At 65.2% G+C, this 15244-nt stretch carries 13 protein-coding genes; 7 read left to right on the plus strand and 6 right to left on the minus strand.

The window, feature by feature from the left end:
* Positions 1-17: 17 nt before the first annotated feature.
* Positions 18-545, minus strand: coding sequence for a translation initiation factor IF-3 (gene infC, locus ACFPFW_RS15890; protein ID WP_114958321.1), 528 nt, complete (start codon positions 543-545; stop codon positions 18-20).
* A 162-nt stretch (positions 546-707) separates the two neighbouring features.
* On the opposite strand from infC, the gene ACFPFW_RS15895 reads away from it, so the two are divergent.
* A complete protein-coding gene (locus tag ACFPFW_RS15895; protein WP_379771561.1) occupies positions 708-1463 on the plus strand; it encodes an alpha/beta hydrolase in 756 nt (251 codons plus the stop codon).
* Between the two features lie 40 nt (positions 1464-1503).
* Positions 1504-2259, plus strand: a complete 756-nt coding sequence (locus ACFPFW_RS15900) for a M48 family metallopeptidase (protein WP_379771565.1) — start codon at positions 1504-1506, stop codon at positions 2257-2259.
* A gap of 139 nt (positions 2260-2398) precedes the next feature.
* Here the strand turns inward: ACFPFW_RS15900 and ACFPFW_RS15905 are convergent, their stop codons facing one another.
* Both ACFPFW_RS15905 and ACFPFW_RS15910 read right to left on the minus strand, forming a co-directional pair.
* On the minus strand, positions 2399-4684 hold the full coding sequence (locus ACFPFW_RS15905; RefSeq protein ID WP_114958324.1) for a transglycosylase domain-containing protein: 2286 nt from the start codon (positions 4682-4684) through the stop codon (positions 2399-2401).
* Positions 4685-4806: 122 nt separating this feature from the next.
* Complete coding sequence (locus tag ACFPFW_RS15910) at positions 4807-6372, minus strand: alkaline phosphatase D family protein (protein WP_114958325.1); 1566 nt, start codon at positions 6370-6372, stop codon at positions 4807-4809.
* Positions 6373-6644: 272 nt separating this feature from the next.
* On the opposite strand from ACFPFW_RS15910, the gene ACFPFW_RS15915 reads away from it, so the two are divergent.
* The 5 genes from ACFPFW_RS15915 (at position 6645) to ACFPFW_RS15935 (ending at position 12505) form a co-directional block, all read left to right on the plus strand.
* Complete coding sequence (locus ACFPFW_RS15915) at positions 6645-7793, plus strand: efflux RND transporter periplasmic adaptor subunit (protein ID WP_114958326.1); 1149 nt, start codon at positions 6645-6647, stop codon at positions 7791-7793.
* A 16-nt stretch (positions 7794-7809) separates the two neighbouring features.
* Entirely contained in the window at positions 7810-10968 is a 3159-nt protein-coding gene (locus ACFPFW_RS15920) for an efflux RND transporter permease subunit (protein ID WP_114958327.1), read from the plus strand.
* A 47-nt stretch (positions 10969-11015) separates the two neighbouring features.
* Entirely contained in the window at positions 11016-11369 is a 354-nt protein-coding gene (locus ACFPFW_RS15925) for a hypothetical protein (RefSeq protein ID WP_114958328.1), read from the plus strand.
* A 56-nt stretch (positions 11370-11425) separates the two neighbouring features.
* On the plus strand, positions 11426-11923 hold the full coding sequence (locus ACFPFW_RS15930) for a copper chaperone PCu(A)C (RefSeq protein WP_114958329.1): 498 nt from the start codon (positions 11426-11428) through the stop codon (positions 11921-11923).
* Between the two features lie 81 nt (positions 11924-12004).
* Positions 12005-12505 (plus strand): MmcB family DNA repair protein, encoded by a 501-nt coding sequence (locus tag ACFPFW_RS15935; protein ID WP_114958330.1) that lies wholly within the window; start codon positions 12005-12007, stop codon positions 12503-12505.
* A gap of 47 nt (positions 12506-12552) precedes the next feature.
* Here the strand turns inward: ACFPFW_RS15935 and ACFPFW_RS15940 are convergent, their stop codons facing one another.
* From ACFPFW_RS15940 to ACFPFW_RS15950, 3 genes are all read right to left on the minus strand, one after another.
* Positions 12553-14343, minus strand: coding sequence for a DEAD/DEAH box helicase (locus ACFPFW_RS15940; RefSeq protein ID WP_114958331.1), 1791 nt, complete (start codon positions 14341-14343; stop codon positions 12553-12555).
* A gap of 99 nt (positions 14344-14442) precedes the next feature.
* Entirely contained in the window at positions 14443-14667 is a 225-nt protein-coding gene (locus ACFPFW_RS15945) for a BrnA antitoxin family protein (RefSeq protein WP_114958332.1), read from the minus strand.
* A complete protein-coding gene (locus ACFPFW_RS15950; protein ID WP_114958333.1) occupies positions 14667-15212 on the minus strand; it encodes an ActR/PrrA/RegA family redox response regulator transcription factor in 546 nt (181 codons plus the stop codon). Before ACFPFW_RS15950 ends, ACFPFW_RS15945 begins: the two co-directional genes overlap by 1 nt.
* Positions 15213-15244 lie beyond the last annotated feature (32 nt).

Below are 15244 nucleotides of genomic sequence, written 5' to 3' on the forward strand. Positions count from 1 at the left end.
CCGGGATGACGCCGGAATTACCTCGGCGAGAGGATCATCACCATCTGGCGGCCTTCGAGCGAGGGCTCGCTCTCGACCTTGGCAAGCGTCGTGACCTCGTCGCGGACGCGCCACAACAGCTTCAGACCGAGATCCTGGTGGGCCATTTCGCGGCCGCGGAAGCGGAGCGTCACCTTGACCTTGTCACCCTCGTCGAAGAAGCGGCGCATCGCCTTCATCTTCGTGTCGTAGTCGTGATCGTCGATGTTCGGACGCATCTTGATCTCTTTGACCTCGACGGTCTTCTGGTTCTTGCGCGCCTCGGCGGCCTTTTTCTGTGCGGCGAACTTGTACTTGCCGTAGTCCAGCAGCTTGCAGACCGGCGGCTCGGAATTCGGAGCGATTTCAACGAGATCAAGCCCGGCCTCTTCGGCGGCAGCCAGCGCGTCGTGGATTGGCACGACACCCCGGTTCTCGCCTTCGGCATCGATGAGCTGGACGGCTGGAACCCGGATTTCCCGGTTGGTGCGCGGTCCTTCTTTCTGGACCGGCTGAATAGATCTCATTGGACGACGAATGGCAGTCTTCTCCTGATTGTTGATACGGCCGGGGCGGCAAAGCGCCACGCGCGGCGGAGGATGGGTGATTTTCCTGCGAAGTCAACCAGCCCTACAGGTGGTTTACTTAACCGCCCCTCTCGGGCATGTCGCGGCTTGCGGAGGAAAGCCTTGGAAAGCCTCAATCATATAGTGACGGCATCGGGCCGGCGCATCGCCCTGAAATTCCAACCCGGCGAAGGGCCAACGGTCGTCTGGCTCGGCGGGTTCAAATCCGACATGGCCTCGACCAAAGCAAGCTTCATCACGGAATGGGGCAAGAATGCCGGTCGCGCTACCCTCCGGTTCGATTATTCCGGCCACGGCGAGTCCGAAGGCCGGTTCGAGGACGGCACGATCTCGCACTGGCTGGAGGATGCGCTCACCGTCGTCCGCGCTCATGCGGGCGAGGCGCCGATCCTCGTCGGCTCATCCATGGGCGGCTGGATCTCGCTGCTCGCGGCCCGCATCCTCGCCGCCGAGGGCAGGACGCTCTCCGGCCTCGTGCTGATCGCGCCCGCAGCCGACTTCACGGAAGACCTGATGTGGAAGCGCTTCACGCCGGCGCAGAAGAAGGCGATCGAGAAACACGGTGTCTACCGCCATCCCTCCGAATATTCCGACGAGCCGACGCCGATCACCCGCGCACTCATCCTCGACGGCCGCAATCACCTGATCCTCGGCGCCCCGTTCAAGGTCGGCGCCCCGGTCCGCATCCTGCAGGGCATGCAGGACCCGGATGTACCCTGGAAACACACGATGACCCTTGTCGAGCATCTCGCCGAGGACGATGTCGTCGTCGGCCTGATCAAGGACGGTGACCACCGTCTCTCGCGGCCGGAAGACTTGGACAGGTTGATCGCTGCCATCGAGGCGGTCGGGAAGTAACCCACCCTCGAATCGCCTCGATCCCTGCTAAAGTCGCCGCGTGCTGCGCCGTCTCTTCACTCCCGCTTCACCGCCTGAGCCCGAGCAGATCGGGGTGATGGTGCGTGGCCGGCCGGTCCAGATATCGGTTCGACGGACTGCTGCGGCGCGGCGGATGACGCTCCGGGTCAAGGGCGCCACGGGCGAAGTGGTGCTGACGCTGCCCGCCCGCGCGAGCTTCCGGTCCGGCAAGGCCTTCGTCGAACGGCAGGTCGACTGGATCGCCGCCCGGCTGGAACAGCGCCCGGCGGCTAAGCCCTTCGTGGAGGGCGCCGAGATCCCGTTGCGCGGCGAGCCGCATGTCCTGGTGCACCGCGGCCTTCGCGGCGTCACCCGCGTCGAGCCGGGTCTTCGTGGCCAGCCGCCGGTCATCGCCGTTTCGGGCCCGCGCGAGCACTTCTCCCGCCGCGTCACCGATTTCCTGAAGCGCGAGGCCAAGCACGATCTCGAACCGGCCGTCGCCCGCCACGCCGCCGCACTCAATGTCGCGATCGGGCGGATCAGCGTGAAGGATACGACGAGCCGCTGGGGCTCATGCTCGGCGAAGGGTGGCCTCGCCTTTTCCTGGCGGCTGATCCTCGCCCCGCCCTTCGTGCTCGATTACCTCGCCGCCCACGAGGTCGCGCACCGCCGCGAAATGAACCACGGCCAGGCGTTCTGGGATCTCGTCCATCGGCTCTGTCCGGAGACGGACGCGGCCGAGCGCTGGCTGAAGAAGAACGGGGTGGACCTGCACCGCTACGGGGCGGCGGAGTGATCTTCCCCTCTCCTGCGAAGCGGGAGAGGGTCGAGTGCGTGTCAACGCACCGGGGTGAGGGGCCAGCACGACGCTCATTGCAATCCTGCCCTCACCCGCTCGCTTCGCGAGTCGACCTCTCCCGTAAACGGGAGAGGCATTATCCCCCAAACAGGCGCTTCAGGAAATTGATCGGCGCGCGGATCGGCTGGGGCAGATCCTCGATCGGCCGGGCGCCCGCCCAGGCATCGTCGCGGGCGTAGCGCGGCTGCTGCTGGTCGGCGTAGGCCGGACCGGGGCCATAGAGACCCGGCAGACCCGCGACCGGCAGGCCGCGATGGGCGACCGTCATGAACCGGCTCCAAATCTCTACCGGCAGGCCGGAGCCCGATGCCTTCTTGGTCGGCGAATTGTCGTCATTACCGAGCCAGACCGTGGTTACGAGCTGCGCCGTATAGCCGACGAACCAAGCATCGCGGAAATCCTGGCTGGTGCCGGTCTTGCCCGCCGCCGGCCAGCCGTCGAACTCGGCCTTGCGCGCGGTACCGATGCGAAGCGTCTCCGACAGCATCTGGTTCATCATGCCGAGATAATGCGGATCGACGACCTGACCGAGGCCCGAGCCCCGGCGCTCGTAAAGCACGTCACCGTTTTCGCTGGCCCGGATGCGCTTCACCACATACGGCATGACGCCCCGGCCGCCATTGGCGAACGGAGCATAGGCACCGGCGAGTTCGAGCGGCGTCACCTCGGACGTGCCGAGCGCGATGGACGCGTTCGGCTGCAGCACCGAATTGATGCCCATGCGATTGGCCGTCGAGACGACGCTCTGCGGCCCGACATCGAGGGCGAGCCTGACCGCCACCGTATTCAGTGAGGTCGCCAGGGCCTCCGTCATCGTGACGGTGCCGCGATATTTCTTGTCGAAGTTCTCGGGCTGCCAGTTCTTGACCCGGATCGGCGCGTCCTGGACCAACGTATTCGGGGTCATGCCTTGTTCGAGCGCCGTGAGGTAGACGAACGGCTTGAACGCCGAGCCCGGCTGACGCTTCGCCAGAACGGCGCGGTTGAACTGACTTTGGGCGTAGGATTTGCCGCCGACCAGCGCCTTGATCGCGCCCTGGGGGTCGAGCGCGACCACCGCGCCTTGGCTGACGCCAAGCCGGACTCCATTTGCGCCGAGCCCGGCGACGAGGGCCTGCTCGGCCTCTGCCTGAAGGATCGGATCGATGGTCGTATCGACGATGACATCGCGGTCGACCTTTCCGGCGAGATCATCGATCTGATCGACCACCCAGTCGGCCACATAACCGACCGCGCCTTCGCTGCGGACGTTGGCGAGGTTCGCCGGGGCCGACATCGCCTTCGCGGCTTCCTTGTCCGATATGAAGCCCTGCTGCGCCATGGCGGTCAGGACCAGCTGGCCGCGCGCCTCGGCGGCATCCAAATCGCGCGTCGGCGCGAGCCGGGATGGTGCTTTCACGAGGCCTGCGAGGATCGCCGCCTCCGACAAGGTCACATAGCTCGCCGGTTTGCCGAAATAGCGCTGCGAGGCCGCCTGCACGCCATACGCGCCGGAGCCGAAATAGACGCGGTTGAGATAGAGTTCGAGGATCTGGTCCTTGGTCAGCTTGGTCTCGAGCCAGACCGCCAGGATCGCCTCCTGCACCTTGCGCTCGAAGGAGCGCTCGGGGGTCAGGAACAGGTTCTTTGCCAGCTGCTGCGTCAGCGTCGAACCGCCCTGCACCACCGACCCGGCGCGCATATTGATAAAGGCCGCGCGCATCAGGCCGATCGGATCGACGCCGAAATGGCTGCGGAAGCGCTGATCCTCGATCGCGACGAAGGCCTGCGGCAGATAATCCGGCAGGTGCTTAATCTCGACCGTCGAGCCGACGCCGTCGCCGCGGCGGGCGAGGACGGTACCATCGGTGCCGACAAGCGTCACGCTTGGCGGGCGCGGTGGAATCTTCAGATCATTAATGCTCGGAAGGTTCGTCGCTTCGTACGCGACGAATCCTGCCAGAACGACACCGCCCCAGACCGAGGCGACGAGGCCGTATTTGATCAGGCCGCCCAGCGCGAAAAAGCCGATGCCGGGACGCGAGCGGCGTTTCTTCTTCGAACGTCGCGCGGAGCCGGATCGAGACGAGGAGCGCTTCTTCCTGGGCTGCGGAGGCGGCGGTTCGTCCTCCATCTCGTCCTCGAAATCCTCGTCCTCATCATAGTCAGGTTCAGGCTCCGGCGCCCGGCGTGCGGAACGGCGCGGCGGCGGGGCCGGTTCGTCGTCTTCGTAGAAATCTTCTATGGGACGGCGGCGCGCACCGGCGCGGCCGTGACCGCCCGCCCGGTCCTCCGGGCTCAGACGGAGATCCAGCAGTTCCTCAGGATGGGAATCGAATCGGGGCTCGCGCTTCTTGCGCGGCTTCCCGCCGAAACCGAACATACCGCTAGCCCCGCTCAGCACAGACCGCGGCGCCACGCCGGCGCCGCCCTGCTCGCCCAGTGCCGCACCTTCACTTTGAATGCGGCGGGTTTATGGGGTGTTAACCCAATTGCGGTTTGGACTCAGGCCCGTTGCGGATCGAGCGTGATCGACCAGAGATCGGCGTCGGCGACGTCCTTCAGCGTTACCGTCATCTGCTCCGTGTCGCCGTCGATCGCGACCAGGCCGAAGAACTGCAGGCCAGCCGCGGGCGACAGATTCGCCTGTCCGTTTTCCGGTGCCTTCACGTAGCGAAGCTGCGGGCCGAACGTATTCTCGAGTTCGTTAGGACCGAACGTGCCGGAATGGATCGGGCCGGAGACGAACTCCCAGAACGGATCGAAATCCTGGAACTGGGCCTTGTCCGGATCGTAGTAGTGCGCGGCGGTATAGTGGACGTCGGCGGTGAGCCACACCGTGTTCTTGATGCCCGCATGCTTCATGAAGCTGAGGATATGCGCGAATTCGTGTTCGCGGCCGGCCGGCGCGCCATTGCCCTGCGCCACCCCCTCCTGCCGCATCGAGCCGTCGGCCTGCTTGTCGGGAACGATCAGTCCGAGCGGCATATCGGCCGCGATGACCTTCCAAGTCGCACGGGAATTGAGCAATTCGCGCTTCAGCCAAGCGATCTGTTCTGCGCCGAGGAACACCGTTTCCGCCGACTCCTTGGTCTGGCCATTAGCGGTGTTCGGGCCGCGGTAAGTGCGCATGTCGAGGAAGAAGATGTCGAGCAGCGGACCGTAATTGACCCGACGATAAACACGGCGCGGCTCGACGATCGAAGTGCGAAGCGGCATCATCTCATGGAAGGCGCGCGCCGCGCGGGCGGCCAGCACGCCGATGTTCTTTTCCTTGTAAGCATCACCGAGAATCTTCGAGGAAGACCAGTTGTTGGTGACCTCGTGGTCGTCCCACTGGGCGTATATCGGCACCGCCGCGTTGAAGGCGCGGACGTTCTCGTCCATCAGATTGTATTTGTACTGGCCGCGATATTCCGAGAGCGTCTCGGCGACCTTGGACTTCTCCTCGGTCGTGACGTTCTTCCACATCGTACCGTCGGGCAGTTTCACTTCCGACTTCAGCGGACCGTCGGCATAGACCGTGTCGCCGGAATGGATGAAGAAGTCCGGCTGGTGCTTCAGCATGGTGGCATAGGCCTTCATGCCGCCGCGATCGGCATCGATGCCCCAGCCCTGACCGGCGGTGTCGCCAGACCAGGTGAACTTGACACCGCGGCGATTGCCCGGCGCGGTGCGGAAGCGACCGACCAGGGGCTCGCCGATCACGTTGACGTCGGCAATGTCGCGGAAGCGGACGCGGTAGAAGATGTCCTGCCCGGACGGCAGGTCGTCGACGAGGAGCTTGCCGGTGAAATCCCCTTCCGGGTCGACGGTGAGGGCCGGCAGCGTGCGAGCGTTCTTGAAGCTCTCCGTCGTCGAGATTTCGACCATCATCTGCGACGGACGGTCGGCGCGTGCCCAGATCATGCCGGCGTCCGAGCCGATGTCGCCCGTCTGCAGGCCGTGCGTAATCAGCGGGCGATCGGCGGCGCGGCTGAGATAGGGGCGGGCGAGGCCGCCAGGCAGCGCGAAAGAAGCGGTCGCGGCTGCGCCGGTGAGGAGAATCTGACGGCGGGAAATGGTCGGCATGGAAGCGTCCTCCGGGTCTCGTCGAGTCCAGAAGACTTCTAAAAACCGCCGATGACGTGACTGTTTCGCGAAGGCGACGAAGCTGTGACGCGTGTTTTGTAGCCGCAGCTAAGAAAATGGGTTTCCCATTCGGCGCCTGTAAGTTTACGTTGGACTCGCAGCACGTGGCCAATCAGCCACAGGTCTGATTTAACCGGACTATCAGGGTTGCGGGTCACATTCGTGGCCCTGATCTACCCGCAAATTGCAGTTTCCATTTCACAGGCATCTTTATGTTGCGCCCGCTCCTTTCGGCCGTTGCCGCTTTCGCCATTCTCGCTCCAACCGTGGTCATCGCGCAGGCACCGCCAGCGCCTCCGGTCTCGGTGGCAAAGCCCGTGTCGCGCAAGGTCGTCGACTGGGTGGAGTTTCCGGGACGTTTCGAACCGGCCGCCTTTGTCGAAGTCCGCGCGCAGGTCGCGGGTGAACTTGCCCAGGTCGCGTTCACTGACGGTCAGGAGGTCAAGGCCGGCGATCTCCTGTTCAAGATCGATGACAAGCCTTTCGCTGCCACGCTGCGCCAGACGCAGGCAGCGGTAGTAGGTAACCAGACCCGCCTCGACCTCGCGACGTCGGAACTGAAGCGCGCACAGGAGCTGCGCCAGACCGGCAATATTCCGGAACAGACATTCCAGCAGCGCCAGCAGACCTTTCTCGAATCGCAGGCGAACCTGAACGCCTCGACCGCCGAGGTGGAGACCGCGCGCATCAATCTCGGCTATACAGAGATCCGGGCGCCGATCTCCGGCCGTATCGGCCGCAAGCTGGTCACCGAGGGCAACCTGATCTCGGCTGGCTCGTCTGGCACGCTGCTGACGACGATCGTCTCCTTCGATCCCGTGCACTTCTACTTCGACGTCGATGAGGGCTCGTTCCTCGCCTATACCCGCGCGAATAGGGGCATTTCGAGCAACAGCGACCAGAAGGTGTACGTCGCCCTCTCGGACGAGACCGACTTCACGCGCGAAGGCACGCTCGACTTCCTCGGCAACCGAGTCGACGCGCAGACTGGCACGATCCGCGTCCGCGCATCGGTTCCCAATCCGGAACACTTCATCACACCCGGTCTGTTCGGCCGCGTGCGTCTCGCTACCCGCCCCGCCTATGACGCTATGATCCTGCCGGACGAGGCGATCATGCTCGACCAGACTCGCCATCTCGTCATGACGGTTGCGGCCGACGGAACCGTTGTTCCGAAGCAGATCCAGGTCGGTCCGAAGCTCGGCCCGTACCGCGCGATCGCCAGCGGCCTCACCGCCGACGACACGGTTATCATCAATGGTCTGATGCGTGCCCGTCCCGGCGCCAAGGTGACACCCCAGCCGACGGAACTGAAGGTTCCCGACGATCTGACGCGCCCCAGCGTCACCCCGACTAACTGAGCGGACAGGGGAACAAATGCGCTTCGGTCATTTCTTCGTCGACCGCCCGATCTTCGCGGCGGTCGTTTCGATCGTGATGGTGGTTATCGGCGTCGTTGCGCTGGTGCAGCTTCCCATCGCCCAATATCCGCAGATCGCACCGCCGACGGTCGTGGTCAACGCGACCTATCCGGGCGCAAACGCCGAAACGATCTCCGAGACGGTGGCAACGCCGATTGAACAGCAGATCAACGGCGTCGAGAACATGATCTACATGTCCTCGCAGTCGACGTCGGACGGCTCGCTGCAGATCACCGTCACCTTCGAGATCGGCACCGACCTCGATATCGCGCAGGTTCAGGTCCAGAACCGCGTCAACCAGGCGGAACCCCGCCTGCCTGAAGACGTGCGCCGCCTCGGCATCACGGTCAACAAGTCGTCGAGCGACTTCTTGATGGTCGTGAACATGTTCTCGCCGGACAACAGCCTCGATGAGCTGTATGTCTCGACCTACACCTTCCTGAACATCCGCGACCGGCTCGCACGCCTCTACGGTGTCGGCGACATCTTCGTCTTCGGCGCCCGCGAATTGTCGCTCCGCGTCTGGCTCGATCCGCAGAAACTCGCGTCGTACAGCCTGAGCGCAGGCGAGGTCGTCGCATCTTTGCAGGAGCAGAACGTCCAGGTTTCGGGCGGCTCGCTCGGCCAGCCCCCGTCACCACAGGGCACCGATTTCCAGGTCATGGTGACGACCCAGGGACGTTTCCGCACGCCGGAGCAGTTCCAGCAGGTCATCATCAAGGCCGATCAGGGCCGCCTCTTGAGACTGAAAGACGTGGCGCGTGTCGAGTTCGGCGCGCAGCAATATGCCACCAACTCATATCTCGACGGCCGCTATTCGATCGGTCTCGGCATCAACCAGCGCCCGGGCTCGAACGCACTCGCGGCGTCGGAGGCCGTGATCCAGGAGATGGAGCGTCTCAAGAAGGACTTCCCGCAGGGCCTCGACTACGCCATCGCGTATAACCCGACCGAATTCGTGGCCGACTCGATCGAGGCGGTGACGCACACGATCTGGGAAGCGATTGCGCTCGTCGTACTCGTGGTCCTGATCTTCCTGCAGTCCTGGCGCGCGGCGATCATCCCGATCCTCGCGATCCCGGTCTCGCTGGTCGGCACCTTCGCGATGATGGCGGCCTTCGGCTATTCCATCAACATGCTGACCCTGTTCGGCCTGATCCTCGCGATCGGTATCGTCGTCGACGACGCCATCGTGGTGGTCGAGAACGTCGAACGAAACATCGCCGAGGGAAAATCGCCCCGTGAAGCGGCGCACATCACCATGGACGAGGTCGGCGTCGCGGTCATCGCGATCGCGCTCGTTCTGTCCGCGGTGTTCGTGCCGACCGCCTTCATCCCCGGCATTTCCGGTCAGTTCTACAAGCAGTTCGCGCTGACCATCGCCGGCGCAACGGTCATCTCGGCCTTCAATTCGCTGACCCTGTCGCCTGCCCTCGCGGCGCTTCTGCTGAAGCCGCATAAGCACGGCGGACACCGCAATCTGCTCGGGCGCGCGGCCGACGCCTTCAACCGGCGTTTCGACTGGCTGTCGCTGAAATACTCGCACGGCGTCCGCGGCGTTGTCGGCCACAAGGTCATCATGCTCGGCATCTATGGCGTTCTGGTCGCGGCGACGATCTTCGTGTTCGGCCGGGTTCCGGTTGGCTTCATCCCACAGAGCGACCAGAGCTACGCGATCATTGCCGTGCAGTTGCCGGAGGGGGCGTCGCTCCAGCGAACCGACGAGGTGGTGCGCCGCATCTCCGAAATCGCGCAGAAAACTCCGGGCGTTGCGCATTCGGTCGGCATCGCCGGTTTCTCCGGCGCGACTTTCACCGCAGCGTCGAACGCGGCGGCGATCTTCACGCCGTTCGACACGTTCGAAGAGCGCGTGCCGAAGGGCCAGACCGCGAACTCGATCATCGCCTCGCTGCAGGAGCAGATGGGCGCGATCGAGGAAGCCTTCGTCATCGTCATCGGACCGCCCTCGGTTCAGGGGCTCGGCAATGGCAGCGGCTTCAACATGCAGGTGCAGGATCGCGGCAATGTCGGCATCCGCTCGCTCGAAGCGGCCGCCGGCGAGGTAATTGCGGCCGCCGCGCAGGAGCCAACCCTGATGGGCGTCTTCACGACGTTCAACACACGCGCGCCGCAGGTCTACGTCGACATCGACCGTGAGAAGGCCCAGCAGCTGAACGTTCCGATCGGGAACATCTTCCAAGCCATGCAGGTCTTCATCGGCTCGGCCTATGTGAACGACTTCACCGCCTATGGACGTTCGTTCCAGGTCAACGCACAGGCCGACGGCCCATACCGCATCGCCAAGTCCGACATCACCCAGATCAAGGTCCGCTCGTCGGACGGCGCGCTGGTCCCGCTCGGCACGCTGGTGAAGCTCCGCGACGATACCGGCCCCTACACCGTCAACCGGCACAACCTCTACACCTCGGTGTCCATCCAGGGGCAGGCGGTGCCCGGCATCTCGTCTGGTACGGCGCTCGATAAGATGGAGCAGATCGCGGCCCGGGTGCTACCGCCCGGAGTCTCGTTCGAATGGACCGAGCTCGCCTTCCAGGAGAGAAGCGCCGGCAATCCGGTGTTCATCTTCGCGATCGGCGTGCTGTTCGTCTTCCTCGTTCTCTCCGCGCAATACGAGAGCTGGTCACTGCCGTTCGCGATCATCCTGATCGTGCCGCTGTCGGTGCTTGCCGCGCTGCTCGGCGTGATGCTGCGGGGACAGGACAATAACATTCTGACGCAGATTGGATTTGTCGTTCTGGTCGGCCTAGCCGCAAAGAATGCCATCCTGATCGTCGAGTTCGCCAGACAGCAGGAAGACGAAGGAAAGGCCATTGTGCCGGCCGTCGTCGAAGCCTGCCGCCAGCGCCTTCGCCCGATCCTGATGACCTCGCTCGCCTTCACGTTCGGCGTCATTCCGCTCGCCATCGCCAAGGGCGCGGGCGCGGAACTCCGCCAGGCACTCGGCACGGCGGTCGCTTTCGGCATGGTCGGAGTGACCGTGCTCGGCCTGTTCCTGACCCCGGTGTTCTACGTGACGATCCGCATGCTCGGCGAGAAGCTGCGTCCGTCCCATCCGCCGGTCCAGACGGCCGTGGCCGCTCACGACGACGACTAGTCACGGTTGCGACGGCGAGAATTAGGCGTAGAAGCGGGGCCATGAGAATGGCCCCGCTTCATTTGGTGCTGCTGCGCTGCATTCTCGGCTGGGTCCTCGTGCTCCAGCCGATGGCGCTCGGCGCACGCGCGGCCGAAGCCATCAACAGCCCGTTTGCGATGGAGATCTGCCGGGGCTCAGCGCCCGGGCAGACCCAGATCCCCGCGAACAACCGGCCCGGCCACGACACCTGCTGTCTCGCAGGCTGCACTTTCGGCGGTGGCATCGTTCCGATTGAGGTGCACGCCTCTGCTCTCTCCCGTCCGGTTCTCATCGAGATCGCCCGGGGCGTCCAGTTGGATGCTCCCTCGCTGCGGAACGCAGGCCTCGGCCCGCAATCGGCCCGCGCTCCGCCAGTCTGAACCCTCCGATCAAACGCGCGGCCCTCCGCGCATTCTCATTTCCGGAGAGTTCAATCATGTCGTTTCTCAATGGCCGCCGCCGCGGCCTAATCCTGTCCGCATTCCTTCTCGCGACACCTGTTTTCGCGCACGGCTACAAGGCCGGCACGCTCGAAATCAGCCACCCGTGGTCACGCGAGACACCCCCCTCCGCCACGACCGGCGTCGGCTATCTCTCGATCCACAATTCCGGCACTGACGCCGATCGCCTGGTATCGATCGAGACCGCCGCCGCGCAGAAGGTCGAGGTCCATGAATCCACGGTCGAGAATGGCGTCGCCAAGATGCGTCCCGTCGGCCCTCTAGAGATTCCGGCCGGCGGCGACGTCACGCTGAAGCCCGGCGGCCTGCATCTGATGATGGTCGGGTTGAAGGAGGGTCTCGCCGAGGGCGAGCGCGTTCCCGCGACCCTCGTCTTCGAAAAGGCCGGCCGCGTCGATATCGAATTCGAGGTCGATTCCATGGGCGCCAAGGGCCCGGACGCAAAAACCGACGTCGGACACCAGCACCACTGATCATCAAGGAGCCCGTTCCGGCGGGCTCCTTCCCCAAGGGAACAACTTGCCAACCCGTCGCCGAGCGGGTTTGGTTACCGAATGGAACAAAACGAGATTCTTTCAGGGCTCGCACCCGGCGACCGTCTCCGCCCGGACGGGCGGCAGTCCCCCGCCGCTTCCGACATCGCCCGCGGCACGATGCGGCTGATGCGTTCGCTTGGCCTCGCCTGCGTGCCGGAATTGCCGCTCGCCTCCGGACGCCGAGCCGACCTCGTCGCCGTCTGTCCGCGCGGCCGCATCTGGATCGTCGAGATCAAATCCTGCCTCGCCGACTACCAGGCCGACCACAAATGGGAGGATTACCGCGCCCATTGCGACCGCCTCTATTTCGCCGTCGATCCACGCTTTCCGCGCGACATCCTTCCCGAGGAAGCGGGGCTCATCCTCGCCGACCGCTACGGCGCGCAGGTCCTGCGCGAGCCGGAAGAACATCCGCTCGCCGGCGCGACGCGCAGGATGATGGCGCTGCATCTCGCGCACACGACCGCGATGCGGTTCCACGCGCTGTGCGACCCGGAAATGGATCGCGAGCTGATGTAACCGTCCCCCGGACAAGTGCGCGAAGCGCGCGGCGATCCGGGGTAGCGTCACCTCGCCGGCGGCGGGCGGCGCTTTTTCTTCGCAGGCTTCGGCTGGAATTCCTTCCGCTCGCCCGGCTTGAAGTCCTTGCGCGGCGGCCGCGCGGGGCGATCCGTCCTCGCATGCTCCTCGCGCTTCGGGCGCGGCCCCTGCTTCGCGGGCCGTTCCGTGGGCGCGGCAGCGCCGCCGTCCCGCAGCGGCACGATCTCGATATCGCCGTCCGCCTTGCGCACCGCATGCGCGAACCGGTCGGCCGCGGAGGCCGCGACCTCGAATTTGGTCTCGCGCTCGAAGATGCGGATCGCGCCGATCTCCTGACGCGTCACGTTTCCGCGCCGGCAGAGCATCGGCAGCAGCCATTTCGGATCGGCGTTCTCGCGCCGGCCGATGCGCATATGGAACCACGCGCCGTTCGCGAACGGTTCGCGCTGCGGGCGGGCTTCCTGCGGAGCGCGTTCCTGCCTCGGGTCGCGGGAGTCGCGCCGATCGCCGGGATCGAACACTTCTTCCGCCGCCGGAAGCTGCGAGCGCCACACCCGCACAAGCGCGGCGGCGATCTCCTCGGCCGAGCGGCTGACGAGAAGCGTCTGCGCCATCGCGATGTCTTCTTCGGCCGGTGCTTCCTGAAGCATCGGGTCCTGCATCAGGCGCTGCTGGTCGAGTTCGAGGATTTCCTCGGCCGTCGGCGGGCCGCTCCACACCGGAACGACGCGGGCGGACGCCATCAGGCCCTCCGCCTTGCGGCGCCGCGACAGCGGGACGAGCAGCACGCTCGTCCCCTTCTTGCCGGCGCGGCCGGTGCGGCCGCTGCGGTGCTGGAGCACCTCCGGGTCGCTGGGCAGTTCGGCATGGATGACGAGGCTGAGATTGGGCAGGTCGATGCCGCGCGCGGCCACATCGGTGGCGACGCAGACCCGGGCCCGGCCGTCGCGCAGCGCCTGGAGCGCGTGATTGCGGTCGTTCTGGCTGAGTTCGCCCGACAGCGCGACCACCGAGAAGCCGCGCTCCAGCAGCGTCGTCTGGAGATGCCTCACCGCGTTACGCGTATTGCAGAAGATGATGGCGCTCGGCGCCTCGAAGAACCGGAGCAGGTTGACGACCGCGTGCTCGATCTCGTTCGGCACGATGCGGACCGCGCGATATTCGATGTCGGCGTGGCCGCCGCTGTCGCCCTTGACCTCGATCCGCATCGCGTCGCGCTGGTAGCGCTTCGCCATGGTCTCGATGCTGCGCGGCATGGTGGCCGAGAACAGCAGGGTGCGGCGCTCGCGCGGCGTGGTCTCGAGGATGAATTCGAGATCCTCGCGGAAGCCCATGTCGAGCATCTCGTCGGCCTCGTCGAGGACGACGGCCCGGAGTTGCGAGACGTCGAGCCCGCCGCGCTCGATATGGTCGCGAAGACGGCCCGGCGTGCCGACGACGATGTGGGCGCCGGACTGGAGCTTTCTCCGCTCGACCTTGGGGTCCATGCCGCCGACGCAGGCGACGATCCGGCCGCCGGCCGGCTTGTAGAGCCATTCGAGTTCGCGATGGACCTGCAGCGCGAGTTCGCGCGTCGGCGCGACGATCAGGGCGACCGGCAGGGTCGCGAAATCGAGCCGCTCCGCTTCGCCGAGAAGCGTCCCGCCGATCGCGAGGCCATAGGCAACGGTCTTGCCGGAACCGGTCTGCGCCGAGACCAGGAGATCACGGTCGGCGGCATTGTCGGCCAGCACGGCGGACTGGACCGGTGTCGCCTCGATATATTCCCGCTCCGCGAGGGCGCGGGCGAGAGAAGGATGGGTAGATGGAAAGGCCATTGGGATTTGCCGCGCAGATTCGAGAAAACGAGCGCCGGCATAACGAAGACGCCGGCCCTGGAGACCGGTCGTCATTTCCCGCGCGTTGAAATTTTGGGCTTACTTGCCCGCTGCCGCTCTTAGAGCAGCATTGATGCGGTCCTGCCAACCCGCTCCGTCGGCCTGGAAGTGCTCGAGCACATCCTTGTCGATGCGAAGCGACACCATTTCCTTGGCGCCGGGCACGGACGGAGCCGAAACCGGCCCGGGGGCCGGCTTCGTCGTTGCGGACTTGAAGGCCGCCTCGGCGGCCTTGCGGGGATCGTAGCGGGGGCGATCGATCATCAGCGCGGCGCGCGCTTCGCGAGGATGCGCTGCAGCGTGCGGCGATGCATGTTCAGACGGCGCGCCGTCTCGGAAACATTGCGGCCGCAGAGCTCATAGACCCGCTGGATGTGCTCCCACCGGACGCGATCCGCCGACATCGGATTTTCCGGCGGCTTCGGCTTGTGGTCCGGCAGCGCCATCAGCGCGGCGTGGATCTCGTCCGCGTCGGCCGGCTTGGCGAGATAGTCGATCGCCCCGAGCTTCACGGCGGTCACGGCTGTGGCAATGTTGCCGTAGCCGGTCAGCACGATGCCGCGAGCGTCGGGACGGCGCTGCTTCAGAGCCGAAATCACATCGAGGCCGTTGCCATCGCCGAGGCGCATGTCGACCACGGCGAAATTCGGGGCGTGGGCGTCGACCTGCTGCAGGCCTTCCTTCACGGTTTCCGCAACGGCCACCTTGTAGCCGCGGCTCTCCATGGCGCGCGCGAGGCGCTGAACGAAGGCCTTGTCGTCGTCGACAATGAGTAAGGAAAGATCGCCGTTCGGCGCGTCATCAGTCATTTTCGGGTCCTCAGCGCAGACCAGCGCGATGT

Origin of the sequence: Flaviflagellibacter deserti (genome assembly GCF_042652085.1) — a bacterium.
Lineage (GTDB): Bacteria > Pseudomonadota > Alphaproteobacteria > Rhizobiales > Methylopilaceae > Flaviflagellibacter > Flaviflagellibacter deserti.